Source organism: Silvimonas terrae, from assembly GCF_014202765.1.
GTDB lineage: Bacteria > Pseudomonadota > Gammaproteobacteria > Burkholderiales > Chitinibacteraceae > Silvimonas > Silvimonas terrae.
Window position 1 is genome coordinate 372343 of sequence record NZ_JACHHN010000004.1, and the last position, 23404, is coordinate 395746.

At 60.0% G+C, this 23404-nt stretch carries 19 protein-coding genes; 10 read left to right on the plus strand and 9 right to left on the minus strand.

Features of this window, described 5'->3' with window-relative positions; genetic code table 11:
- Positions 1-64: 64 nt before the first annotated feature.
- Positions 65-2776, plus strand: a complete 2712-nt coding sequence (locus HNQ50_RS11770) for a bifunctional diguanylate cyclase/phosphodiesterase (RefSeq protein WP_184100911.1) — start codon at positions 65-67, stop codon at positions 2774-2776.
- 1545 nt (positions 2777-4321) lie between these two features.
- Here the strand turns inward: HNQ50_RS11770 and HNQ50_RS11775 are convergent.
- From HNQ50_RS11775 to HNQ50_RS11785, 3 genes are all read right to left on the minus strand, one after another.
- Positions 4322-5440 carry an ABC transporter substrate-binding protein gene (locus HNQ50_RS11775; RefSeq protein WP_184100912.1) on the minus strand — a complete coding sequence of 373 codons (1119 nt, stop codon included), beginning with the start codon at positions 5438-5440 and terminating at the stop codon, positions 4322-4324.
- Positions 5441-5521: 81 nt separating this feature from the next.
- The gene (locus HNQ50_RS11780) at positions 5522-5965 is read right to left on the minus strand and encodes a hypothetical protein (RefSeq protein WP_184100913.1); all 444 of its coding nucleotides are present in this window, start codon (positions 5963-5965) and stop codon (positions 5522-5524) included.
- 671 nt (positions 5966-6636) lie between these two features.
- A complete protein-coding gene (locus HNQ50_RS11785; protein ID WP_184100914.1) occupies positions 6637-7614 on the minus strand; it encodes a hypothetical protein in 978 nt (325 codons plus the stop codon).
- 210 nt (positions 7615-7824) lie between these two features.
- On the opposite strand from HNQ50_RS11785, the gene HNQ50_RS11790 reads away from it, so the two are divergent.
- Both HNQ50_RS11790 and HNQ50_RS11795 read left to right on the plus strand, forming a co-directional pair.
- Positions 7825-8889: a Gfo/Idh/MocA family oxidoreductase gene (locus HNQ50_RS11790; protein ID WP_184100915.1), complete on the plus strand. Its 1065-nt coding sequence runs from the start codon at positions 7825-7827 to the stop codon at positions 8887-8889.
- 87 nt (positions 8890-8976) lie between these two features.
- Positions 8977-9774: an alpha/beta fold hydrolase gene (locus HNQ50_RS11795; protein WP_184100916.1), complete on the plus strand. Its 798-nt coding sequence runs from the start codon at positions 8977-8979 to the stop codon at positions 9772-9774.
- Between the two features lie 24 nt (positions 9775-9798).
- On the opposite strand, the gene HNQ50_RS11800 is transcribed toward HNQ50_RS11795, so the two are convergent.
- Positions 9799-10227, minus strand: a complete 429-nt coding sequence (locus HNQ50_RS11800; protein WP_184100917.1) for a TOBE domain-containing protein — start codon at positions 10225-10227, stop codon at positions 9799-9801.
- Positions 10228-10285: 58 nt separating this feature from the next.
- Complete coding sequence (locus HNQ50_RS11805; RefSeq protein ID WP_184100918.1) at positions 10286-10924, minus strand: PEP-CTERM sorting domain-containing protein; 639 nt, start codon at positions 10922-10924, stop codon at positions 10286-10288.
- A 561-nt stretch (positions 10925-11485) separates the two neighbouring features.
- Between HNQ50_RS11805 and HNQ50_RS11810 the strand changes: the two genes are divergently transcribed.
- Together HNQ50_RS11810 and HNQ50_RS11815 are read left to right on the plus strand one after the other, a co-directional pair.
- The gene (locus tag HNQ50_RS11810; RefSeq protein ID WP_184100919.1) at positions 11486-12004 is read left to right on the plus strand and encodes a hypothetical protein; all 519 of its coding nucleotides are present in this window, start codon (positions 11486-11488) and stop codon (positions 12002-12004) included.
- A 186-nt stretch (positions 12005-12190) separates the two neighbouring features.
- On the plus strand, positions 12191-12520 hold the full coding sequence (locus tag HNQ50_RS11815; protein WP_184100921.1) for a hypothetical protein: 330 nt from the start codon (positions 12191-12193) through the stop codon (positions 12518-12520).
- Between the two features lie 79 nt (positions 12521-12599).
- On the opposite strand, the gene HNQ50_RS11820 is transcribed toward HNQ50_RS11815, so the two are convergent.
- A complete protein-coding gene (locus tag HNQ50_RS11820; protein ID WP_184100923.1) occupies positions 12600-14300 on the minus strand; it encodes a purple acid phosphatase family protein in 1701 nt (566 codons plus the stop codon).
- 165 nt (positions 14301-14465) lie between these two features.
- Positions 14466-15434 carry a threo-3-hydroxy-L-aspartate ammonia-lyase gene (locus HNQ50_RS11825; RefSeq protein WP_184100925.1) on the minus strand — a complete coding sequence of 323 codons (969 nt, stop codon included), beginning with the start codon at positions 15432-15434 and terminating at the stop codon, positions 14466-14468.
- A 503-nt stretch (positions 15435-15937) separates the two neighbouring features.
- Between HNQ50_RS11825 and HNQ50_RS22340 the strand changes: the two genes are divergently transcribed.
- Entirely contained in the window at positions 15938-16996 is a 1059-nt protein-coding gene (locus HNQ50_RS22340) for an OmpA family protein (RefSeq protein WP_221303142.1), read from the plus strand.
- Positions 16997-17077: 81 nt separating this feature from the next.
- On the opposite strand, the gene HNQ50_RS11835 is transcribed toward HNQ50_RS22340, so the two are convergent.
- Complete coding sequence (locus tag HNQ50_RS11835) at positions 17078-17653, minus strand: FxDxF family PEP-CTERM protein (protein ID WP_184100927.1); 576 nt, start codon at positions 17651-17653, stop codon at positions 17078-17080.
- A 664-nt stretch (positions 17654-18317) separates the two neighbouring features.
- Complete coding sequence (locus tag HNQ50_RS11840; RefSeq protein ID WP_184100929.1) at positions 18318-18782, minus strand: MarR family winged helix-turn-helix transcriptional regulator; 465 nt, start codon at positions 18780-18782, stop codon at positions 18318-18320.
- A gap of 87 nt (positions 18783-18869) precedes the next feature.
- On the opposite strand from HNQ50_RS11840, the gene HNQ50_RS11845 reads away from it, so the two are divergent.
- The 4 genes from HNQ50_RS11845 (at position 18870) to HNQ50_RS11860 (ending at position 23390) form a co-directional block, all read left to right on the plus strand.
- On the plus strand, positions 18870-19556 hold the full coding sequence (locus HNQ50_RS11845; RefSeq protein ID WP_221303143.1) for a siderophore-interacting protein: 687 nt from the start codon (positions 18870-18872) through the stop codon (positions 19554-19556).
- Between the two features lie 762 nt (positions 19557-20318).
- On the plus strand, positions 20319-20627 hold the full coding sequence (locus HNQ50_RS11850) for a putative quinol monooxygenase (protein WP_184100933.1): 309 nt from the start codon (positions 20319-20321) through the stop codon (positions 20625-20627).
- Between the two features lie 203 nt (positions 20628-20830).
- Positions 20831-20977 (plus strand): hemin uptake protein HemP, encoded by a 147-nt coding sequence (hemP, locus tag HNQ50_RS11855; RefSeq protein WP_221303144.1) that lies wholly within the window; start codon positions 20831-20833, stop codon positions 20975-20977.
- A gap of 199 nt (positions 20978-21176) precedes the next feature.
- On the plus strand, positions 21177-23390 hold the full coding sequence (locus HNQ50_RS11860) for a TonB-dependent hemoglobin/transferrin/lactoferrin family receptor (RefSeq protein WP_184100937.1): 2214 nt from the start codon (positions 21177-21179) through the stop codon (positions 23388-23390).
- The last annotated feature ends 14 nt before the right edge of the window (positions 23391-23404 follow it).

Genomic DNA, 23404 nt, shown 5'->3' on the forward strand with positions numbered 1-23404 from the left:
TGGTCAGGCTCAGGCCTTGAGCCCCTCTTCAAAAGCGCCCGCCATGACCGCAACCAGGAGCCCATTGGTCAGCAGACTTGTCGCAGGTCTGGTGCTGCTCAATGCGTTTGTCTATGTCCTGGTGGTGGCCGCACTGTGGCAAAGCCACCAGCAATACGAACGGCAAGCTATCCTTGCCACCCAGAATCTCTCCCAATCCCTTGCCATCAATGTCTCTGGCACGCTCAAGAAAATTGATGTCGGCCTGTTTGCCATTGCCACAGAAACCGAACGCCAACTGGCCCACGGCCAGATTGACGCCCCCACGCTCAACCGGTTTATTGATGCCCAGCACCAGTTAATCCCGGAGGTTGAAGGGCTGCGCGTCACCGACGCGCGCGGCCAGGTGCTCTATGGCGACAAAGTGCCGCCCGGCCCGGCGCGCAACGTGTCTGACCGGGAACTGTTTCAGCGCCTGGCCGCGCACAACACGCGGGAAGCGCAGATTTCCGATTCGGTCGTCAGCCGCGTGACCGGGGCATGGTCAATGGCGATTGCCCGGCGCATTACCGGGCCCGACGGCGCTTTTGCCGGCATCGTCTACGCGCTGCTGCCGCTGGACTGGTTCAACGGGCTCTATCACCCGTTTGATCTGGGGCCACACGGCATGATTGCCATGCGGGACAAAGACCTGCGCGCGTGGTTCCGGCTGCCGGCCACCCCTTATATGAACACGCTGGACGGCCGTGCCATTGTGTCGCAGACCACCGCCGATTTCGTCCACCGTTACCCGCAGGGGGCCACCTACGAAACCGTGGTCAAGCTTGATGACACCCGCCGACGCATGTCTTTCCGGCCGGTAGATGGTCAGCCGCTGTTTATTTTTGTCGGTCAGGCCACCCAGGATTATCTGGCTAGCTGGCGCCAGGAAGTGGCCGCCGGCGCCATTCTGTCGCTGATCTTCACCATCATCAGCATTGCCATTGCACGCCACCTGTATCAGGTACGCATTGCCGAGCTGGAATCCATCACCGCCCTGCGCAACAGCCGGGAAGAAGTCCTGCGGTCAGAGACGCGTTTTCGCACCCTGTATGACGCCACCATTGATGCGGTCTGGCTGCGCGACGACCAATTCCACATGATTGATTGCAACCCGGCAGCGGTGCGGCTGATGGGTGCGCGCTCGCGCAATGAACTGATGCAGACCGCGCCGGACGACCTGTGGCCACCCGTGCAGCCCGACGGCACGCCCTCCTGGGTCAAGCGGGACCGGTGCCTGGCCGACCTGCGGCGCGACGGCAATATCCGCGTGGAATGGGTGTACCGGCGTCTGGATACCGGCGAGCCATTCCCGGTGGAAGTCTTGATGACCAGTCTGGTGCTGGACGGCCACCCGCTCTTGCAAATGGTGGTCCACGACATTACCGAGCGCAAAGCCGCAGAAGAGCAAATCCGGCATCTGGCGTATTTTGATTCGCTCACCGGCCTGCCCAATCGCCGCCTGCTGATGGACAAACTGGACCAGGCGCTGCTGGCCAGCACCCAATCCGGCCAGTACGGCGCGTTGATGATTCTGGACCTGGACAACTTCAAACTGCTTAACGACACCCGCGGGCACGAAATTGGCGACCGCTTCCTGGTGGCCGTGGCAGCCCGACTCAGCCAGACCATCGACCCCGTCGGCATGGTGTGCCGGTTGGGCGGCGATGAATATGTGGTGATCCTGGAAAACCTGGGGCACGACGCGGCCATTGCCCGCCATCATGCAGAAACCCGCACCGAGATCATCCGCGCCGCGCTGGATCAAACCTGGCCTCTGCAGGAAGACGATCTGCCCTATCACAGCACCTCCAGCATTGGTGTCGCCCTGTTTGCCGGGCAAGACACGCAAGTACGCACCTTGCTCAAACAGGCCGATGTCGCGCTGTACCAGGCCAAAGCGGCCGGCCGCAACGCATTCTGTCTGTTCAGCCCGGCCTTGCAGGAAGTGATCGATACCCGTTCTTCACTGGAAGCCGCCTTGCGCCATGGCCTGAACCGGGCAGAGTTCCAACTGTATTACCAACCGCAATTCAGTCTGGATCACGGTTTGATTGGCGCGGAAGCGCTGCTGCGCTGGTCACCGGGGCAACATCCAAGCGTCTCGCCGGCGGTGTTTATCCCGGTGGCCGAAGAATCCGGCTTGATCCTGCGGCTGGGTCAGTGGGTCATGCACAGCGCCTGTGAGCAATTGGTGCGCTGGGCCCAACAACCACTCACCCGCGATCTGAAAATTGCCATCAATGTCAGCGCCCGCCAGTTCCACCGGCCGGACTTCGCCGCCCGCGTACGCAGCGCGCTGGAAGCGACCGGCGCCAATCCATCCCGGCTGCAACTGGAACTGACTGAAAGCGTGGTGCTGGAAAAAGTCGGTGAAGTGGTCGAGCGCATGCAGCAAATCCGCCAGCTGGGCGTGACGTTCTCACTGGACGACTTTGGCACCGGCTTCTCATCGCTGTCTTACCTCAAGCAACTGCCGCTGGACCAGATCAAGATTGACCAATCGTTTGTGCATGACCTGATGAGCAGTGGCAACGACGCAGCCATTGTGCGCGCCATTGTCGCCATTGGCCGCTCACTGGGCCTGCAAGTGATTGCGGAAGGTGTAGAAACCCAGGACCAACTGGTCTATCTGACCAGCATGGATTGCCGGGTGTTCCAGGGCTATCTGCTGGGCCGGCCCGTACCCATGCGGGACTGGCAAAGCGCCTGGCACAACTGGCAACAACCAGAAACCCCGCAGGGGAAAGTGGGTTGAACCCGGTGGCGGCACGAAAAACAAAAAACGGCCCTTTGCGGCCGTTTTTTGTTTGTTGATGTTCATCAAGACTACCGACATCTGACACGACCAGACCCACCCTTGATCATGGAATCCAGTGTCAGGTGGTGCTAACCTCTTTGGGCAACGCTGGATACATAATCCCGCGCAAATCAAGCAGTTAGCAATGACACCCAGATAAAAAACCAGTTGGCACCGGCGCTTTAACAGGAGGACGCACCATGACTTGATAAACACATGAAACCCGGCGCGAGCCAAAGGTGCGCTAACACCGATGACCCGCTAACCAAAATCACTAGATTGGATAGTAATTATGGCTAAGACGGATTGTATGCCAGAACCCCGCTCGTCCCCAGAACCGCCCAATGTGTTATTTGACGCAATTGAGTGTGTTGTCGATTTTGATTCCCTTTACCCCTACTCACCGGCCCTGCTTCTGGGACCGGATGTCCTGCTACGCGCTGCTTTTCTGCCTTGTGAAAGGGTGAAGGCATATGTGGGCAAAGGCGTGATCTTGATCGGGCATCACCAGCAGCTGGCGCAATGGCTTGAAGGCAAAGCCGGCCCGCTGAACTGAGGGGAGGAGAGACCCCGGCCACCGGGGCACAGCGCGGGCGGCCCGCCGCCCGCGATCTGGGGAAAACCACATCGTAGCCCGGATGAAGGACCGAAGGTCCGGGAATCCGGGGTTGCAATGCGGGCCATATCGCTGCCCTCACTCGCCTGCCCCCTCACCGCACAACACCATTCTTGCCAACATCGCCACCCCGGATTCCCGCTTCGCTCCATCCGGGCTACGGTGCTGCGCTCCGAATTCACCGTAAAGAGTGCGCATGTGTCGTCGCTGGATTCCGGCTCAAGGCCGGAATGACGAGTCAGTGGGGTGCGTGTTGAATTGGCAGTGGCAGTGGCAGTGGCAGTGGCAGTTGGTGTTGGTGTTGGTGTGGGTATTGCCGTTGCCGTTGCTGTTGCTGTTGGGGTTGTTTTTGACTTTCTCCCCCGTCAAAGCCAAGCGCCGAAGGAGGACGGGAGACCCCAGGCTCCCGACCGACTGAGGGAAGCCCGGAGGGCCGCCCGGCTGGGGTCGCCTTTCTTTGGTTCCTTTCTTTGGCGAAGCAAAGAAAGGGACGTGCTCCGGCCACCGCCGGTATCAAACGCCTTTCAAACCCGCGCCGCAAGGCGCTAACAGTAGTTTCGGGTTTTACGGCAATGAAGGTGGATTGTCGCTTCGCTCCGAATCCACCCTACGACCTTTCTTTGGGCCCGGCGCCCCGGGTATCAAACGCCTTTCAAATCCGCGCCGCAAGGCGCTAACACACCACAACAATATGAACCACGCCCGCCACCCCGGATTCCCGCCTGCGGCTCCATCCGGGCTACCCGTGGCGCCGCCCAGCCCCTCACGCCCCACAAAAAAAAGCCCGCACATGGCGGGCCTGAATAACTGCTGCGTTGGGAGTCAGAACAAATGCACTTCAACAACAAACAACACATACAACAAGCATTACAGCAAAAACCAGTGCCCTAGCGCGTCAGCGTGCCAGTGGCGGAAATCATGGTCAGCTCCACAAAGCCCGAGCCCAGCCGTTTACGATCAGAAAAGTCCACCACATACCCGCCCAGATCAAAGCGTTTCATGTCATTGAGCGCCTGATACACCGTCGCCCGGGTCGGGCTCTTGCCGGCGCGGCGCAGGGCCTCGGTCAGGATACGGGCAGAGATATACCCTTCCAGCAAGGCATAGCTGGGGTACTCGCCGGATTTGAGAAATGCATCTGCGTCTTGCTGAAAATCCCGCACGATCTTCAACTGGGCATTGGTGGGCGCCGGGAACACCTGCGACAAACCCAGCCCATGCGCCACATTCAGCCCGGCCTGACGGGTGACTTCATCAAACTGGATGGCGGACAACCCATACAATTGGGACGTGCCCCCCGCAGCCTTGAATTGTTTGGTAAAGGTGGCGGCCGGTTTGGAGATCGCCACCATCAGGATGGCTTCCGGGTTCATTTTTGCCAGCGCGGCGGCAGCAGGCGCGGTGTCGCCCGTGTTGCGGTCATACCAGGCTTCACCGGCCAGTTGCATATTGTGGCGGGCCAGTTCGGTTTTGATGGCGTTGTAGCCGGCCTCGCCAAAACTGTCTTTTTGCGCCAGGACGGCAATGCGCTTGATCCCCAGCGACTGGTGCAGCAGCACCACAATTTTTTCTACTTCCTGGCTGTAGCCGGCACGCGTCTGGAAGAAATACGGGCTACCCGGATTGCGCACGCTTTCCGCCCCGGTATAAGCGCCCACCAGCGGCACGCCAGCGGTTTCCAGTGCTTTGGATTGCAGCAGTTGTTGCAGTGGCGCCGTGCCGTAATACCCCACCAGCGCCACCACGTTTTCCTTGTCGATCAACTCGCGGGTATTGCTCATGGTGCGCACGGGATCATAAGCGTCGTCCCGCGTGATCAGATTGATGGGTTCGCCATTGATGCCGCCCTGCGCGTTCACGCGGCCAAAGTAAATGGAGGCGCCCACCGCCAATGCTTTGCCGGTCACGCTGGCAAGGCCAGTGGTCGGAACAGATTCACCAATATTGATATCAGCGCGCGCCTGAATGGCGAGCGTAGCCAGCACGACACAGATCAATCGCTTCATGGGTTTCTCCGGCGTAACGGCGAGCAAAGACAATCCGACCCGCATGCGCGGACGGTTTGATCACCGGCAATCAGCTTGCAATCAGATGGAGACGCTCCAGCCACTGCTGGCTGCGGGCATCACACGGGGCCGTGCGGTTTTACGCATGGGCACGGCGCCCAACCAGAAATCACGCAGTGTCATACCAAGGAGAGGGATCAACAGAATCAGTGGCCAGGAGGCCGACACGCCAAACGAAGCCTCGGCGCCAAAGCCGTGCCGCTGGAGCAGCAGGCTGAAAACCGGAAACAGCGCACCACAGATAATACTCAGCGCTGCCAACAGAAAAGGAAAAGTATCAACCGCAGCCAACCAGCCCATGACCAGAATCATGATGCCGATTGTGCAAGTCCCCAGGGCGGCCAGCACCAGTGGCATGTCGACGCGACACACCACCATCAGCCAGAACGCAAAAGACAAAAAAAACACGCCGCCCAGCATGGCCAGCACGCCCTGGTACAACCCGTCTTGCAATTTGGTTTCCATCGCCGCCCTCTGTCTGGATCAGCATTTCCCTGTAGCGGGATTTTTGATCACCTGGTCCGTGAGTTGATTTATGGTTATCGGCCAAGTGGTCTTATGTTTTCTTCTACTAACTTAGCGCAACGGCTTGCTGGCGCCTCCCCCGTCCTGCCAGCAAGCCGCCGTCGTCTCGCCTTTTTGTTTGTGCAATTACGCGACATTCGCCCCCTTGCTGTCAATTCGGGTTGGTTTGGTTTTGTGTCGTTCTGTCTTTGGCCGCACCGCGACAAACGCGTCAGAGCAAGACATCCACCGACCGTTTCATGCCTCGTTGCTGTGCACAAAAAATCGGCTCAACATCGCAGAAAACCTAGTATTTTCGGTGGCTTGCACCAATGCACGGCTAATACCATGCACTGGCAATGTGCACGAAATCCAGCCACGCCGGCTGGCCGGAATGCTGACGAACGGTATGACAGAAGTGTTGCAGGAAAAGCGCAAAAAGATGACGGCGAGGTCACGCCAAGAGAAATAAGAATATTTACAACATTGGAAAGAATTATTGGGCCAACGCGGATTGACCGCCCCCATCCACGCCAGCCCCCAGATGGGTATCCATACTGCAAAGTGGTATTACCGATTCAGGCCAGGTGATTGGAAAGTGGTCTCTTTCCTGATCTGGTGCACAGCCGGTCTCAGTACAACTGCGCGACCCTGGACAAGCTTGCTGCGCCCCACCAGGCACAGACGTATTTGCTCTGCGTGCTGTGGCCAATCACGTGGTAGTGCGCAAAGTGATGCAGCGCGGGTTCTGCCAGCGAGTCCAGCCCGTGCAACTCGCACCAGCGCGGGTAGGTTTGGCCGTAACGCCGCCAGGCATCGTAAAACCAGCGGGGCAAACCACCTGAATCGCGGGGGTGCAGCCGGAACAGCAACGCCTCGGCCGCGTAGCGGGCACTCATGGTTTCTGCCATGGCCAGTACGCGCACGCATTGCGCTTCAATCACGGCGGTCAGGTCGGGCCCGCAGCCGGCACCGGTGAGCACGCTGGCAAAACTGACCAGTTGCGCGCGCTGTGCACTGGCTGCACGGGGGAGCGTCAGCGGTGTCACCTGCGGCATGCCGCCAAAGGTATCGTCCGAGCAAGCAAAGCTGCCGGCGTATTTGGGATTGCGCCAGTCAAATGCGGCAGCCGGCATCAGTGCGCAGCGGGCGATGTCTGCGGGGTCTAATTGCAGGGCGTCGATCAGTCCGTGTTGCCGCAAGGCTTGCAGCAATGGCGCGGCCTCCGCCAGCAAGGGGGGCATGGCCGCCAGCCGGGCGGGCTCGGCGCTGGTCAGACCTTCTTCCAGATAGTGAATCTGCTGTACCCGCCCGCTTCGCCCCAGAATGCGTGCAGCCAGAAAGACCGAATGCGGCAGATACAGCACCAGCCCCCGGCCGGGCTCGCAAATCGCCAGCATCTGCTGCAAAAAGGCGCAGCTATCGGCAATGGATACCCCGCCATCATCGGCCACGGTCAGATGCAGGCCGGGCCCGGTCATACCGCGTGCGCCGATCAAACGGATATCGGTATCGGTCAGGCCAAGGTGGGCGATGACAGCTTGCGCCATCGACCATGTGATGGGGCTGTGGATATAAAAGACGTGCGTATTCTTGCCGGGTAACACCACCAGGAGCTCCTTGGTTTAGCGCATGCGCATCGCTGCGTCAGGGCCGTGCAAACCTGGGTGCGGTGGTTTTTGTCTTGCGGCATGCCGGCAAATCTGGCGATATGATCGGTAAATCTGCGCACCTTGTGCATGCCGGCGACGGCAGAATTTTGTACCCTCAGGTATCGAATACAGAGTGCGTTACATTCATTGCCGCAACGGGAATCTCTCATGCAGATCGGTTTTGCCGGATTGGGCGCGGTGGTTCACACCGCATATTTGCCAGCGCTGCAACGCCTGGGCCGGGCGGATACCTTGTGCTACGGATTCGATCCCGATCCCGCCCGCGCGCCCACGGGAATACAACGCTGTACAAGCCTGGAAGGATTACTGGCCCAATCGCTGGATATCCTGTTCATCACAACCTCCAGCACCAGCCATCTGCCGGTATTGCAACAGGCGCTGGCCAGCCCGGTGCCCCGCATCTGCGTCGAAAAACCAGTCGTGGCCAGCCTGGCGCAAATGAGCCAGCTCAATCAGTTACTGGGCGATCCCGCGCACGCGCGGCGTGTTCTGGCGCTGGACCACTGGATGGTTCGCAACAGCTGGCTGGCACCCAACGCCGTCAATCCGGCCTGGCAAGCGCAAGACGGGCAAGACGCGCGCTTGCCGCTCGCCTTGGCGGACATCAGCCGTATTGAAGGCTTTTTGCAGGAACCCAGCGGCTTGAATGCGGCCGGCGAACCCATTGCGCTCAACTTTGCCACCGGTGAACCGGACACCCGCCAGTTACAACACCCGGATGGGGTGATTCTGGATACCGGCACGCACGTGCTGGCCCTGCTGCGCGAGATCATCCACCATCTGGGCGGCGAAGATACCCTGCAACTGCATCTGACCCATTGCAAAGACCGGTTGGGCCGGCCCATTGTGCGTACCGATCTGGTCACCGCCGAGGGCGAAGCACATCTGCAAGGGCGGCTAGGCGGGATTACCACGGATATCTGGCTGAACAAATACGCGGGCGCGGCAGGCGGGCAAAAAGGATTTGCGCTGCACCTGCGGGATGGCCGGGTGATTCGCCTGAACCGGCAAGGCAATGCGGATGTTTTGAGCGTCAGCCACGGCGCACAAACGCAGCAATGGTCCCTGCCCGGCCCCATCTACGATCATTGCCTTGGCGCGGTACTCAATCCTGCCGGCCCGTTCACGCAGGCCGCGGCGCTTACCCGCCGCCGCATGGCGGAGGTCACCCTGTTGTTACAGATTCAGCAACTATTGCGCGGGCCGCATTAAGCCTGGTCCATTGCCGTTTTTGCCAAGTGCAAAGGCCCGCGCGCGATTCTATGGTGAACACCAGGCCACTCCTCAGGACGCAAAACCATGGCGACTCCGGTCATCCAGCGCCACCATGTACAGATTGTGGGCACAGGCCCGGTTACCCTGGTGCTGGCGCATGGCTTTGCCTGCGACCAGACCATCTGGCGGCGGGTCGTCCCGGAGCTTGCCAGCCATTACCGCCTGGTCTTGTTTGATCATGCGGGACACGGCGTGGCAGAAACCTTTGACCCGCAGCGTCACGCCAGCCTGGACGGCTATGCCGAAGACGTCGCGGACATCCTCAGCGCGCTGGATTTATGGGATGTGGTGTACGTAGGGCATTCGGCCAGCGCCATGATTGGTGTACTGGCCAGCGCGCTGGTGCCGCGCCGCATTGGGCGCATGGTGATGCTGGCGCCCTCGCCTTGCTATATCAATCACCCGCAAGACAACTACGTTGGCGGGTTTGACCTGGCCAGCATCCACGACATGCTCGCAACGATGGATCGCAATTATCAAGGCTGGGCGGCGCAACTGGCGCAGATTGCCTCCAGCGAAGGCGTCACCGGCCCCATCCATATCGAGATGCGCCGCCGCCTGTTTGCCATGGACCCGGCGATGGCCAGCCTGTTTGCCCATGCCATTTTTCTGTCAGACCTGCGCGACACCATCAAAGGCTTTGCCTTGCCCAGCCTGATCATTCAGTGCAGCGATGATCCGATCGCCCCGGTCAGCGCCGGTGAATATATGGCCCGGGTGATGCGCGCGGCGCGTATGCATACCGTGGAGCTACATGGCCATATGCCGCAACTGGCCAACGCGCCACTGGTCTGCAGTCTGATCCGCAATTTTGTGCAGTAAAGTACCGCCCAGGCCCCGCGCAGACTAAGCCGTCACGCCCACGACCACTTGTGAGGCCTTGAAGAACGCCACGGTAGATTGACCGGCCGCCAGCCCCAGCGCGTTGACGCTTTCCAGGGTCACAATGGCCACAAGGGTGTTGCCGCCTTTGAGCGAGATTTCCACCTCGGCATTGACTGCGCCGGGCTTGACCGCCTTGACGACACCTTCCAGCCGGTTACGGGTAGACAGCCGAATGCCCGAATCCGGGCGGGCGAGGATGACCCAGGACGCCTTGACCAGCGCCAGCGCAGTGCCGCCGGTTTTCAGGCCCAGTGCGCGCGTACTTTGACGGGTAATGACGGCGACGACGATTTCGCCGCCAGGCAGGGTGATTTCAATCTCGTCATTCACCGCGCCTTCGGTGATGGTGGTGACGGTGCCAACAAACTGGTTACGCGCGCTGGTATGCATGAAGGGGTGTCCTGTGGACAGTCAAATGAACACCCCATCATAGCCAGATTCGGCCTGTTCAGGCGGCTTTGCGCCCTTTACGCAACGTACGCCAGCGCGTGGCGGTCACCGCAGTCAGGCCCAGACCCAACAGCGCCCAGGTTTCCGGCTCTGGCACAGGCGTCACAGGGAAGCTGCTATACCAGGCGCTGCCATCGCAATACTTGGTGTTCTGCACATGCAGCGCAAAGGAATTGGCAAAGACGGTCGGCACGATCAGTGCATTGTGCGGGCCTTCAAAGGTCACCGCCCAACTTACCGTATCGCCCTTCATGAACTTGTCCGAGCCGCCGCCAAAATTAAAGCGGAAGTCATAAGCACCGGTGGGGCCGCCACCGCTGGCGCGGGTGACTTGCGGAATCCAGCCGCCGGTACCTGTGACGTTGCTGACCAGTTCATGGCTCAGCGGGCCGCCCAGATCCACCGCCATGGAGCCGACAAAAGCGCCATTGCCAAAAAAGGTCGAGATATCCTGATCCAGCGTCAGCGAGAACAACCATGTCGACGTATTGCTTTGCGTAATTTTAAGGCTGGCGAAATCGGCAAAAGAGGGCCCGGAACCGGCCAGCAAATTGCCAAAATCATAATGTCTGGCTTGCGCGGCCGTGCTCGCGACCAGCGCGACCGCAACGCCTAATGCTTTGACCCCCAAGTTCATGACGTCCCCCTGACTTGATCTGACTTCTGTTATGAAACCCGACAGCCATAAGCTAACTCTGGCTGTAGATAAAAACAATACTTACTGTCTTTTATGGTAAGAAAAAGAATCACAAATACGACGAACGGCAATGGCACACCGTAAGAAGGTGCCTACAGTTCAGCGCCCTCTCCGGGGCATCCCGGTTTTGCAGCGCGACATAAAGCCTGGGCCACAACGGCCTGGACGCAGCCCGGATAAAGGCCAGACAAATATCATCAAACACTTGTATTCAATGGACTCAGGAGGAAAACAGCCAACGCGGACAGGGTGCGGACACTGGCATGAATGAATACGTGCATCCGTAAGTATTTCACGCCAACCCCATGTTTGGGGGTCTTGCCGGGTGCCTCATCCCCTGTCAGCTCAACAGCGGCGCGGCTTGCGTATGTAATGTTAAAGAAAGTTATCAACTTTCCATTTCTGACACGTGGGCATACCCGCTGCATCTGAAGCTGACGTCGTCAACGGGCTGTTCTAAGATGGATTTCAAACCCGCGCGGTACCAAGGTAGCCCGGCCCATGTTTACGCTCTCCCGCATAGAAAGCGATCTTCTCTCCCAGTTGCTGCGCTACCACGTCTCTTTTGTGATTGTGGGCAGCAAGGCCATGCAGCTTTTGGGTCTGCCGCGCGAGGCGCTGGACCTTAACCTGTTGATTGATCGGCGGGACGACAATCTGAAACGGCTGGTCGATGCATTCTCTGTGCCGCCGGAGAAAACGGCCGCCTTCCTCCTGCAGATGTCGCGCTTTGGCGGCGTGCTCAATGTGCCGCAACAACGCCCTTTTCTGTACCGGCTGTTCACCATCCGCGAAGGGCAGGATTACGACGAGATCCACCGCCGCGCCATTCCCTTGCAGATCGGTGACGAACACTTCTGTTTTGCCAGCGTGGTGGATCAGTCGGCCATGAAGATCATCCTGATCCGTGAGGGCCAGTACGAGCTGGATCGGGGCAATCATGCCGAAGAGGTCACACGCCTCTTGCAGAACCAGTTGCGCCGGGATGTGGATGATCTGGAAATCCTGCGCGGCCTGTAAAATGCGGGATTAGTCCTACACAGGGCATCGATTTCGCCGCTGCCGCTCAGCGCAGCGCCCACATGACACCACCCGGGGTACTGACGATAAAACGGGTGCCAAAGCGGCAGCACGCCCCCTGGCGCTTGCGGATACTGACCCTGACGACGCCACAACGGCGTTGCCATTGACCATGGAGTATCCGCCATGAACATCTATCAGATTCCCGATCCGGCCAGCCACCGACCGCTGTTCTTGTTGTGTAGCGCCTTTGCCATTCGTGGCCATATGCGCCACCTGGGGCTGGGTTGGGCCGACAAGGTGCAAAGCCCGCTGCAAGGCGCGGTGCTGTATTGCGGCCACTACACCACAGCCGCTAACAAACAGGGCGATGTCTGTTTTTTCTGCCTCCCTGAACAGCTGGAGCCACTCTCCCGCGCCTGGGGTCTGATCGGCACGGCCCGCGTGGCTGTGCAGGACGATGTGGCGCCGCAAGGTCTGTCTACCGGCCTGAAGATGCTGGGCGCCCTGCACTGATCCTGCGCCTGGACAAAAAACGGCCAGCCGTTGCGGGCTGGCCGTGGTTGGGGCGCCGGAATCCACCCCGCGTCATGCCTTAATCGTGATGATGACCATGTCCGTCGCGCTGACGGTCTTTGGCCAGCACGATCGTCTCGAACAAGGTGTACTCGGCATTGGCGGTCTGATCGGCGCCGGCAGCGTGGTAATAGCTCATGGTGATGGTGGTCTTGCCGCCCGGCTGGCCCGGATCATGGTCGAACACGGCAATGCCGTAACCCGTACCGGTATCACGCTGGGCCGACCAGATGGCGTCTTCCAGGGCATCTGCCGGGGGGCGCACAAAAGTGCCGGCGGTGGTGCCGGGCACCGGCCGGTTGGGCCTGGTGATGACCTTGGCCTGCGGGTTACCGGTGCCGCTATTCACGCCCCAGGTATCCGCCGGGGAACTGGTGCCGCCGCCGCCCAGAATCAGGTGGATGGTGCCGTGGGTAGTGTCCCAGGTGGCGTTACCCGTTTGCGCACTGAGCACCGGCTTGGGTTGCAGCGTATCCACCGGTTGGCCAGAGGCCGCATCAACCCCGGTATTGTGATTGCAACCGCGTACCGGGTGACTGCGCTCGTAATCGTGATCATGCCCGCACAGCACCAGATCGACCCCGTAGCGGTCGAACAGCGGCAGCCATTCGGCGCGCAAGCCTTTGTCCGAGCCATTGCCGCCTTTGGATGAACTCAGCGCATCCTGGTGCATCTGCACCACCACCCAGTCGATATCCGGATCGTGCTCTGCCTTGCGCAGGGTGTGCTCCAGCCAGCGGGTCTGTTCGCCATTGCTGTAGCCATTGATGTAGAACGACGTGCCCGGCTCGATCGGCGCATTACCGGTGCTGGCTGCCGGCACCAGCGGCGCGGGGCCGGCCACAAAGGCGGCCCCATCCTGCAACACCACATCATCAGCATCCAGCGAGACAAACAACACCGAGCTGACCCGAAAGCTATACCAGCGCCCCGGGAACGCCGTGCCGTTGTCCGGCAAGGTGTAGCGGGTCAGGTAAGACGTGTAGCCTTGCTGGCCGTTGTAGAACTCCACTTCGTGGTTGCCCGGGCACGGCATCCACGGCCGCAGGGCGGCAGAGGTCTGGTTGTTGTTGCCAAAGTCGCGCCACACATCCGGTTGGTGTGTCGGGTTGAGGTTGGCGTAGCACAGGTCGCCATTGAGCAAATGGAACAACGGGGCGAAGCGTTCCACGGCCTGCACGGCAAACTTGCTCTGCGGCGTCGACAGCACCCAGTTGGTGTTGGCCGTAGCCAGATCGCCATAACTGGTAAAGCGGAACGGTGCACGACCACGCGGTGCCGTGGCAAAACTGGCGGCAAACGGCTGCGCGGCGTTGCTGTCGTTATCTGCGGTGACCTGATACTGGTAGGTGGTGCCCGGGTGCAGATCATGCAGGCGCACGTGATACGTGAAGACCACCTCGCCATTCAGGCCATCCGTGTAGGTGCGCTGCACCGCGTGATGCGTGGCGCGCGGGGCGTTGCTGCCGGCCACATGGACGCGCGCATTGATGGCCGGCGCCAGCGAGGCCCAGGAAATCACCACTTCAGAACAGGGATCGCCCCCCCAGGTCAGGTGGACCTGTTCCGGCGTGCCATCTGGCGCGACAGCAGCGGCCTTCCCCGCCAGGACGAGGCCGCCGGTGGCGGTGGCCACCCCCGAAACACCAGCCAGCTTGAGAAAACCGCGCCGCGTTACTGCCGGCGCGGATGCTTCATCCACCAAAGGTTTGTCAGACATGTCGTTGTTTCCGGGCGTATGCACATAAAGCCGGCACAGACCGCGCTGCCGGGCCAGAAAACCGCCGCGTGACGGTTTTGCGGACTTAGGGTAGGCCCGAAAACATGACTCAAATATGACGCAAGGCTTTCTGAAACAGAGAATTCACGCGCTGGTCACACACCCTCACCCCGCGCTGAAATATCGCCCCAGATCGGCCAGATCGACATTGCCGCCGCTGACAATCACCCCTACTCGCTGGCCCTGCAACTGTCGCCCCATGCCACGCGCGGCCGCCAACCCCAAGCAGCCTGTGGGTTCGATAATCTGTTTCATGCGGCTGGCCGCAAAGCGCATGCTTGCCACCAGATCCGCATCCGTCGCCGTGAGAATATCGTCCACCTTGTCACGAATGATCGGGAACGTCAGCGCGCCAAGGTGAGCCGTCTGCGCACCGTCGGCAATGGTTCTGGGCGTGGCGATGCGCACAATCTGACCGCTTCTGAACGATTGCTGACCATCGTTACCGGCTTCCGGCTCCACGCCGTACAGTTTGCAATCCGGCGCTTCAACCCGCGTGGTCAGCGCGGTGCCAGACAACAAACCGCCCCCGCCCAGTGGCACAAACAGGGCGTCCAGCGGGCCCGTCTCTTCAAACAGTTCCAGCGCGGCCGTACCCTGCCCGGCAATAATGTCCGGATGATCAAAGGGCGGGATCAACGTCAGGCCATCACGCTCGGCCAGCGCACGGCCCAAGACCTCCCGGTCATCCTGGTAGCGGTCAAAAAACACCACTTTGCCACCGTAACCCTCAGTGGCCGCCACTTTGGCAGCCGGCGCATCCTGCGGCATCAGGATGGTGGCCGGCATATCCAGCATCCGCGCCGCGAGCGCAATGGCCTGGGCGTGATTACCGGAAGAGAACGCAATCACGCCGCGCCGGCGCTGGTCTGCATCGAAGCGGGACAGCGCATTGAACGCACCGCGAAACTTGAACGCGCCCATACGCTGAAAGTTCTCACACTTGAGGAACACCTCGGCGCCCAGCTCGGCATTGAGTGTGCGTGACGTCAGCACCGGCGTGCGATGCGCATGCCCGGCAATGCGGTCTGCGGCGGCCAGCACGTCCTGAAAAGTGGGAAGTACGGTAGTCATGTCTTGCTCCCTGGGGATGGATCGCTACCGATCTTATAAACAAACCGCGGCGCATGGTGGCAACAGAGTGGGCGGTTTGTGGGCGATACAGCGTGTTCATACTGAAGGTGTGGGAGGACTCTGCGCTGTCTTCCTGGCGCAACAAAGTGGTATTAGCGGCCAGAAAAAACCTCACTTCACCCGCTCGGGCGGGCTGCCTTTTGCGGGGTGCATCTGGCGCGCAGCACCTGTCATTGCTTGGTTTTCCAGCGTCTACCTTTGGGCAGACCACTGGTTTCATCCTCTCTGTCTGACCCTGAAAAAACTGTAGCAAAAACCACGCACATTAGCTTTCACCTACCGTACGTCTGACGATATTCAAGTGTCATTTATGCGCGGACAAACGTAAATCCTATAGTCGCAGAGATTGTCGTTACAAACGCAATCGAGGGTCTGTGGTTTCACTGCCTGGCCGGTACGGCCAAGGCGGTATACCGGGAAAAAAACAAAGAAAGGAGTACGCAATGAAGAAAGCTCGTTTGGGCCTGACCATTCTGGCCACCCTGATCAGTGCACAGGCGCTATGTGCTGATGATTTCTCCGGTTTCTTTGTCGGCATCAATGGTGGGGTTAACACCTCCAAAATGAAGGGCGACTTCAGCACCGGCAGCAGCAGCACCTACACCGGCGGCGGCGAATTCGGTTACAACGCCCAGTGGGATAGCACCTGGTTGCTGGGCTTGTCCGGCTTTTTTGACGGCATCGCCAAGAGCAACCATGACGGCCCCATCGATGGCGAGCAATCCAAGTATGGCGCCAATCTGGGCGGTGCCGACGTCAAACTGGGTTACCAGATGAACAGCTGGCTGCCCTACATCAAGCTGGGTTTCGGCCGTCTGAGCGGTTCCGGGCAGAGTAACGATTTTGCCGGCAACGGCCTGCACGGCGGCGCCGGGCTGGAATACAAACTGGCACCGCACTGGGGTCTGGCCGGCGAATGGACTGCCATGGCGCCGTCCAGCAATGGCGTGAAGTTCCAGAGCAACAGCTTCACGCTCAACCTGAACTATTACTTTGGCAGCCCGACACCGCCACCAGCACCGGTGGTAGAAGCCCCGGCGCCCGCACCGGCGCCCGCACCGGCCCCGGCCCCTGCGCCAGAACCGCAAGTGGTGACCAAGCACTTCACGCTCAAGACCGACGTGCTGTTCCCGTTTGATAAAGCCACGCTCAAACCAGAAGGCAAGGATGCGCTTGACCAGCTGTATCAACAGGTCAAGGCCATGGATCCGAAGGAAGGCAAGGCCATCATTGTCGGTTATACCGACCGCCTGGGTAGCGACAAATACAACCAGGAACTCGGCCAGCGCCGGGCACAGGCTGTAGCAGACTATCTGGTGGCACAAGGCGCGCCGGCCGACAAGGTTGAAGCCCAGAGCAAGGGCAAGGCTGATCCGGTTACCGGTGACACCTGCGCCAAGGTCAAGAACCGCAAGAAGCTGATCGAGTGTCTGGCACCGGATCGCCGCGTGGAAGTAGATGTCAGCGGCATCCACGAAGAAACCCAACCGGCAGCCCAGTAACCCGTCTTCTGCCTGCCACGAGTACCAACAACAAGGCCCGCATCTGCGGGCCTTGTGCTTTTCTGGCGTGCGTGGGCAGACTCAGGCCGCAGCAGCCTCCAGCCGGCCACCGTTACGCTTGCGTGCGCGGGCACGGGCAGCCACCAGCGACACCATGCCCAGACCCAGCAGCGCCCAGGTTTCCGGTTCCGGCACCGGGGTCAGCAGACCGCTGATGCCGTAGTAGCCGCTGCGAGCGCCAGCCGCCAGCGTGCCATCTACCGTGAGCAGGTAGTTGTGGCCGGAAAAGAAAATTTCCGCGGCGGTGAATACCGGCTCATTCAGGCTCACGCTACCGAAAAAGGTATTGGTAGTGGTATCCCACAGCGAGAGCGTAGCGGAGCCAATATTTTGCAGCGAGCCCAGTTGCAGTTGGTTGAAATAGACCTGTTCAGCGTAAGACGTCGGATTGACGCTGAAAGTGATCGTGTCGCTGAACGACAAGCTGGTCACCGGATTATTGATAAAAAAAGCGGAAGGCGATTGCACCACGCCTAGCGTGTACGCGTGGCTACTGCTCGCCGGCAGCGGCGGCAGCGGCGCAGGCGTATTTTTGGCCAAGGCACCGGTGGCAGCCAGTGCCAGCGTTACGCCAGCGACAAGTTGATGAACTTTCATGTAAAACCCCTGAATTGTGGTTGACCGATTCTGGCCTGCCCGGCATGGGCTGGCCGTTTTTCTACCCGATCCTTTTGCGCAATTTACTGGCCGGAACATCGCATCCGGCGTCCCCTCGGTGGAGTCTGGCTTGGCAGCCTTTGATGCCTTGACGCATTTTTCTTGTCTTCATTTTGTAAGAAAAATGCTTCTATCAGCATTTCTTTAAGCCAAATTTAATTCGAAAGCTTCTGTAAGTAAAATAACGCTTTGCTTATTTACCAGCCAGCCAACGCCCCTGCAAACCGACAGCAAATAAAACAGATTTGTATTAAATCTTGTAAGTAATCGTTATGAATTGAGCAAATATGCGGGTTTAGTCGATCATTCAGGAAATGCTTATTTTTATTTCTTATGGTTTTCTTACGCATCAAAGTAAGCCCTGCGTGATAAACGACTTCCAGACAGCCGGTAGGATGGCTTTGCAACAAGCCACTCATCGGCAGCACTCAGAAAATCTGTAAGCACCAATACAGAATAAGAACGCACTTTTTGCACAACAACGGTGCGTATAGACCGGCATGGCGTGATCAACGCCCGTTAAAAAGCCCGGTCAACGCAATGCGCTGCCGGGCGGATGAAGATGGTCGATGAGGGGCGCGGGGCGACAGGCCCTGCCTGCGCGCTAGCGGTCGTTTTCCAGGTTTTGCCTGACCACGGCCAGGGCATCCAGCAATGCCACACACTGCGGCACTGACAAGCCGGCAACGCCCAGATCGGCCACCTCTCGCGCATGCTCGCGGGCAACCGCAAACAACTGCTCGCCGGTACAGGAAAGCCGTAGATGCACATTGCGCCGGTCCGCCGCGTCTGGCTCTGCTTCCAGCAAGCCACGATCTTTCAGGCCTTTGATCAGCCGCGCCAGCTGGGCTTTGTCCCGCCCGGAGTGTGCAACCAGATCACTTTGCGTTGCCCCTGGGTAGCGCGCAAAAAAGCCCATGGCTTTGTGTTCCATGTGGGTGAGCTCTTGCGCATCGTCCCGCATGGCCCGGTACTGGCGTGAGCGGTACAGGTGCATGACGGTGTGGATCGCTTCAAAAACCGCCTCGGCTGTGTCGTGACGGTTGACATTATCAACTGTATTTTGCATGATGGGAGACATTATCAACTAAAAGGTCATGCTATGGAATCCACCAAGCCGCCACGCCGTATTGAACGCGTCCGCCATGAAATCCGGATGAGAACTGCCACCGTCCGCCAGATCACGCCGGTGGGCAAGCATTTTGTGGCCGTCACCTTTGCGGGTGAGGCGCTGGCCGACTTTGTTTCTGCCTCTTTTGACGATCACATCAAGTTCATTTTCAACGATGACAACGGCGAGCAACTGCGCCGGGATTACACACCACGTCACTTTAACCAGCAGACCGGTGAGCTGACCATTGAGTTTGATCTGTCGCATGCCGGTAAAGCCGCCAACTGGGCGCGCACCGCCCAAGCCGGGACCGAGTCCATCATTGCCGGACCGCGCGGCTCAATGATCATTCCGGCGGATTTTGACTGGCATCTCTTGATTGCAGACGGCAGCGGCATGCCGGCCATCCGCCGCCGTCTGGAAGAATTACCGGCCTCAGCCAGGGCGCTGGTCATCAGCCTGGTGAGCGACGAAGCCGATGGCGTGCTGAGCGCTAGCGCAGCCCAGGTCTCGCAACAGTGCGTCAACAACGCCGACGCCCTGCTGGCAGCCGTGCGCGCGCTACCATTGCCTGCGGGTGAAGGCTTTGTCTGGGCCGCCGGCGAACTGGCTGTCATGCAGACCCTGCGTCAAGTGCTGATCACAGAGAAACAGCTGCCCAAGGAACTGATGCGCGTCGCCGCGTACTGGAAACCCGAGGCCGCCGGTTTTCACGAGAACCTGGAAGACTAAGTTTCACGGCCGCCCAGCGGAAATCCGGGCTACGGTGCGGGGGCAACCTGATCAGTACGCCATGGATAGATGCCCGGTCGTAGCCCGGATGAAGCGCAGCGGGAATCCGGGGTGGCAACGCTGGCAAGAATGGTTCATTTCCACCTTCCCGTTGCTGAGAGGACGAAATCGACACGCCAAACAACGCATGCTTGCCCCGATTGCCACCCCGGATTCCCGCCTGCGGCTCCATCCGGGCTACGGTGCGGGGGCACCCTGGTCAGTACGCCATGGATAGATGCCCGGTCGTAGCCCGGATGAAGCGCAGCGGGAATCCGCGGTGGCAACACTGGCAAGAATGGTTCATTTCCATCTTACCGTTGCAGAGCGGACGAAATCGAAACGCCAAACAACGCATGCTTACCCCGATTGCCCCCCGGATTCCCGCCTGCGGCTCCATCCGGGCTACGGTGCAGGGGCAACCTGGTAGCACGCCATGGATAGATGGCCGGGCGTAGCCCGGATGAAGCGCAGCGGGAATCCAGGGTGGCAGTGCTGGCAAGAATGGTTCATTTCCACCTTGCCGTTGCAGCGCGGGCGAAATCGAAACGCCAAACAACGCATGCTTGCCCCGATTGCCACCCCGGATTTCCGCCTGCGGCTCCATCCGGGCTACGGTGCGGGAAGACCAAGGGCTAGCCTGCCGCCTGCCCGGCAGGGCTCATGTCGGCCCGCAGGTTTTCTAGAATGGGACTTCCGCCAATACAGTACGGGAGTCCCGCTATGGTTAGTCTTGCCATTTACGCAGAGCTGAAAGCCAAACCCGGCAAAGCCGCAGAGGTTGAAGCGTTCCTGAAAAGTGCATTGCCGCTGGCCAATGCCGAAGCGGGAACCACCGTCTGGTTTGCGCTGAAACTGGCGCCGGATATCTATGGCATTTTCGATGCCTTTGCCGATGAAGACAGCCGGACCGCGCATTTACAAGGGCCGATTGCCGCCGCGCTGATGGCCAACGCCAGCGAGTTGCTGGATGGCCCACCCGCCATTCACAAGGTCGATGTGCTGGCCGCCAAGTTAAGTCACCAGGGTTGATCTGCCTGCCGGCGTGACCCATGCCCACCCGTCAAACGGGGCATGGGGCCGTCACCCCGGCCAATGCCGTTTGTGCAGGCACTCGGCCTGACCAGCGCGGCTGCCCGCGCGGGCGTGCCGCGACATATATTATCTACTACATCTTGTTAATGAGAATGGTTATCGTTTACTATTGAGAAATGGAACGACGACCACGCCCTTTGATGACCACTCCCCCTACCGCCAGCCAGACGCAGGTGGTGGATAGCCGCAGCCTGCTGCAGCCCGGGCAATCGGTGATCATCAAACACAACGGCGTGTTGTACACCCTGCGTGAGACGCGCCAGGGCAAGTTGATCCTGACCAAGTAACCGGTCCACACACACAACAATCACAACAACCGCGCATGCCAGCCGGACCCGGCCCGCGTCTGCCTCCCAGACGCCGCCGGGCAGCCAGCCGCGCCGGGCTTTGCACCTGCTCAGAACAACCGCAAAGCCCCGGAACCGCTCTGGCTGCACGCATGGCAATCCTCGCCGCCAGGCTGGCTTCCAATTCCAAGGAACTGGCATGAACCGCACCCAGCACACGCTTGCGCTGAGCCTGATGGCTTGCGCACTCCATTCTGCGTTCGCCGCAGATGCACCCGCCACCGCCAAACCGGCAGCCGCCACGGCCAGCGCCAGCAGCGCGCTTTCTACCGTGGTGGTCACCGCCACGCGCACGGAAAAAACCCTGGATGAACTGCCGCCGTCGGTCACTACCACCGACCGCAGCACGCTGGATGACAACTTCATCCGCGACTTCACCGATCTGGGGGATCGCGCCGAGCCCGGCATCACCATCACCCGCCAGCCGCGCTATGGTGGCACCAATATCAATATCCGCGGGCTGGAAGGCAACCGCATCCTGATGCTGGTCGATGGTATTCGCCTGCCCAGTACCTTCAGTTTCTCTGGCCGCGACACCTTTATTGGCCAGGACATGGTGGATTTCGGTTCGCTGGCGGCGATCGATATCGTGCGCGGGCCGGGTTCGACCCTGTATGGCTCGTCGGCGCTGGGCGGGATTGTCGGCCTGCGTACGCTGGACCCGTCCGATCTGTTGAAGGGTGGCAAAAAGCTGGGTGGCCGGGCCGATGCCGATTACGACAGCGCCGACACCAGCTACGGTGGCCGCGCCTCGGTGGCCGGGGAAATGGCCGAAGGTACGTTCTGGCTGGCGCAAGTCGGCGGCCGCAAAGGCAACGAACTGGATAACAAAGGTGAGAACGGGGGCACCGGCGCCAATCGCACCGAGCCCGATCCGCAAAATACCGAAAGCCGTAACGCCCTGGGCAAGTTGCAGCATTACTTTGAAGGCGGCCACAAGCTGGGCGTAACCGGCGAATATCGCAACACCACCACCGATACCAATCTGCTGGAAGACCTCTCCAGCTCCGTCAAATCCAGCCGCGCCACGGATGAACAAACCCGCAAGCGCCTCTCGCTGGATTACGACTACACCGCGCCGGATGCCAATCAGTGGGTCGACTCCGCCACCGCCCGTGTGTATTGGCAAACGCTCGACAGCGATCAGCATCGCTATCAGGTACGCACCACCGCTGCCGACTACCAGCGCGACGGCCAGTACACCGAGAGCATGAAAGGCACCAACGGCCAGTTGGTAAAGCGGTTTGACGGCCAAATCAGCCAGGAATGGGTGGTCGGCGGCGAATGGTGGCAATCGCGCACCACCGAGTTTGCCGCAGGCAAGCCAGACTCCAGCACCATCAACACGCGGACGGTGCCGATCACCAACATCACGCAGTACGGCTTGTTTGCGCAGGACGAGATCGGCTTTGGTGGCGGGCGTTTTAGCCTGACGCCGGGTATCCGCTATGACAACTATCGGCAGAATCCGGAAATCGACCCGATTCTGGCCGCGCAGATTGCCGCCGGGACCGCTGTGACGCCCAAAGATCAAAGCGACAGCAAGTTTTCCCCAAAGCTGATGGCCAGCTGGAAAGCCACCGAAACACTGACCCTCTACGGCCAGTACGCGCAGGGGTTCCGCGCCCCCAGCGTGGTCGAGGTCAATGGCGAATTCACCAACGCGGCCTTTGGCTACACGCTGGTGCCCAATCCGGACCTCAAGCCGGAAACCAGTTCCGGTTACGAGTTTGGCGCCCGCTTTGGCACCGACCAATTGGGCGGCACGGCCACGGTGTACGACAACCGGTATCGCAACTTTATTGAGCAAGTCACGCTGCAACAGGGTGACGCGGGCTGGGTGGCGGGTTACCCGGCAGGGGTGTTCCAGAACATCAACATTGATCGCGCGCGGATTTACGGCGCAGAAGCCAGCGGCCACTGGCAGTTCTTGCCCAACTGGCACAGCAATGCCTCGCTGGCCTACGCCGTGGGTGTAAACGAAACCGAACATACCTGGCTGGACTCTGTCGCTCCGCTCAAGGCTGTGTTCAACGTCGGCTATGCGGTCAGCCAGTGGGGTGTGGATGGCTCGCTGACCGCCGCCAGCGCCAAGCGTCATGTTTCCAGCAATACCTTGTTTGAGGCTCCCGGTTACGGCGTGGTCGATTTCTCTGGCTGGTACAAGCCGGTGAAAGACCTGCGCCTGTCTGCCGGCGTATTCAACCTGTTTGATCACAAGTACTGGAACAGCCAGGACCGCCAATCCAGCAACGGCGGCCCAGGCACCTTGCTGCAGGCAGACAACGTCGCCATCGACCGCTACACGCAGCCTGGCCGTAGTTTCCGCGTCGCTGCCAGCTATCTGTTCTAAGGCCAGCAGACCCG

Excerpts from the sequence above, each read along its gene's own strand:
- HNQ50_RS11775 (WP_184100912.1), bottom strand. The coding sequence starts at position 5,440 with ATGAAGCGATTGATCTGTGTCGTGCTGGCTACGCTCGCCATTCAGGCG.
- HNQ50_RS11780 (WP_184100913.1), bottom strand. The coding sequence starts at position 5,965 with ATGGAAACCAAATTGCAAGACGGGTTGTACCAGGGCGTGCTGGCCATG.
- HNQ50_RS11790 (WP_184100915.1), top strand. The coding sequence starts at position 7,825 with ATGCAGATCGGTTTTGCCGGATTGGGCGCGGTGGTTCACACCGCATAT.
- HNQ50_RS11795 (WP_184100916.1), top strand. The coding sequence starts at position 8,977 with ATGGCGACTCCGGTCATCCAGCGCCACCATGTACAGATTGTGGGCACA.
- HNQ50_RS11800 (WP_184100917.1), bottom strand. The coding sequence starts at position 10,227 with ATGCATACCAGCGCGCGTAACCAGTTTGTTGGCACCGTCACCACCATC.
- HNQ50_RS11805 (WP_184100918.1), bottom strand. The coding sequence starts at position 10,924 with ATGAACTTGGGGGTCAAAGCATTAGGCGTTGCGGTCGCGCTGGTCGCG.
- HNQ50_RS11810 (WP_184100919.1), top strand. The coding sequence starts at position 11,486 with ATGTTTACGCTCTCCCGCATAGAAAGCGATCTTCTCTCCCAGTTGCTG.
- HNQ50_RS11815 (WP_184100921.1), top strand. The coding sequence starts at position 12,191 with ATGAACATCTATCAGATTCCCGATCCGGCCAGCCACCGACCGCTGTTC.
- HNQ50_RS11820 (WP_184100923.1), bottom strand. The coding sequence starts at position 14,300 with ATGTCTGACAAACCTTTGGTGGATGAAGCATCCGCGCCGGCAGTAACG.
- HNQ50_RS11825 (WP_184100925.1), bottom strand. The coding sequence starts at position 15,434 with ATGACTACCGTACTTCCCACTTTTCAGGACGTGCTGGCCGCCGCAGAC.
- HNQ50_RS22340 (WP_221303142.1), top strand. The coding sequence starts at position 15,938 with ATGAAGAAAGCTCGTTTGGGCCTGACCATTCTGGCCACCCTGATCAGT.
- HNQ50_RS11835 (WP_184100927.1), bottom strand. The coding sequence starts at position 17,653 with ATGAAAGTTCATCAACTTGTCGCTGGCGTAACGCTGGCACTGGCTGCC.
- HNQ50_RS11840 (WP_184100929.1), bottom strand. The coding sequence starts at position 18,782 with ATGCAAAATACAGTTGATAATGTCAACCGTCACGACACAGCCGAGGCG.
- HNQ50_RS11845 (WP_221303143.1), top strand. The coding sequence starts at position 18,870 with ATGAGAACTGCCACCGTCCGCCAGATCACGCCGGTGGGCAAGCATTTT.
- HNQ50_RS11850 (WP_184100933.1), top strand. The coding sequence starts at position 20,319 with ATGGTTAGTCTTGCCATTTACGCAGAGCTGAAAGCCAAACCCGGCAAA.
- hemP (WP_221303144.1), top strand. The coding sequence starts at position 20,831 with ATGACCACTCCCCCTACCGCCAGCCAGACGCAGGTGGTGGATAGCCGC.
- HNQ50_RS11860 (WP_184100937.1), top strand. The coding sequence starts at position 21,177 with ATGAACCGCACCCAGCACACGCTTGCGCTGAGCCTGATGGCTTGCGCA.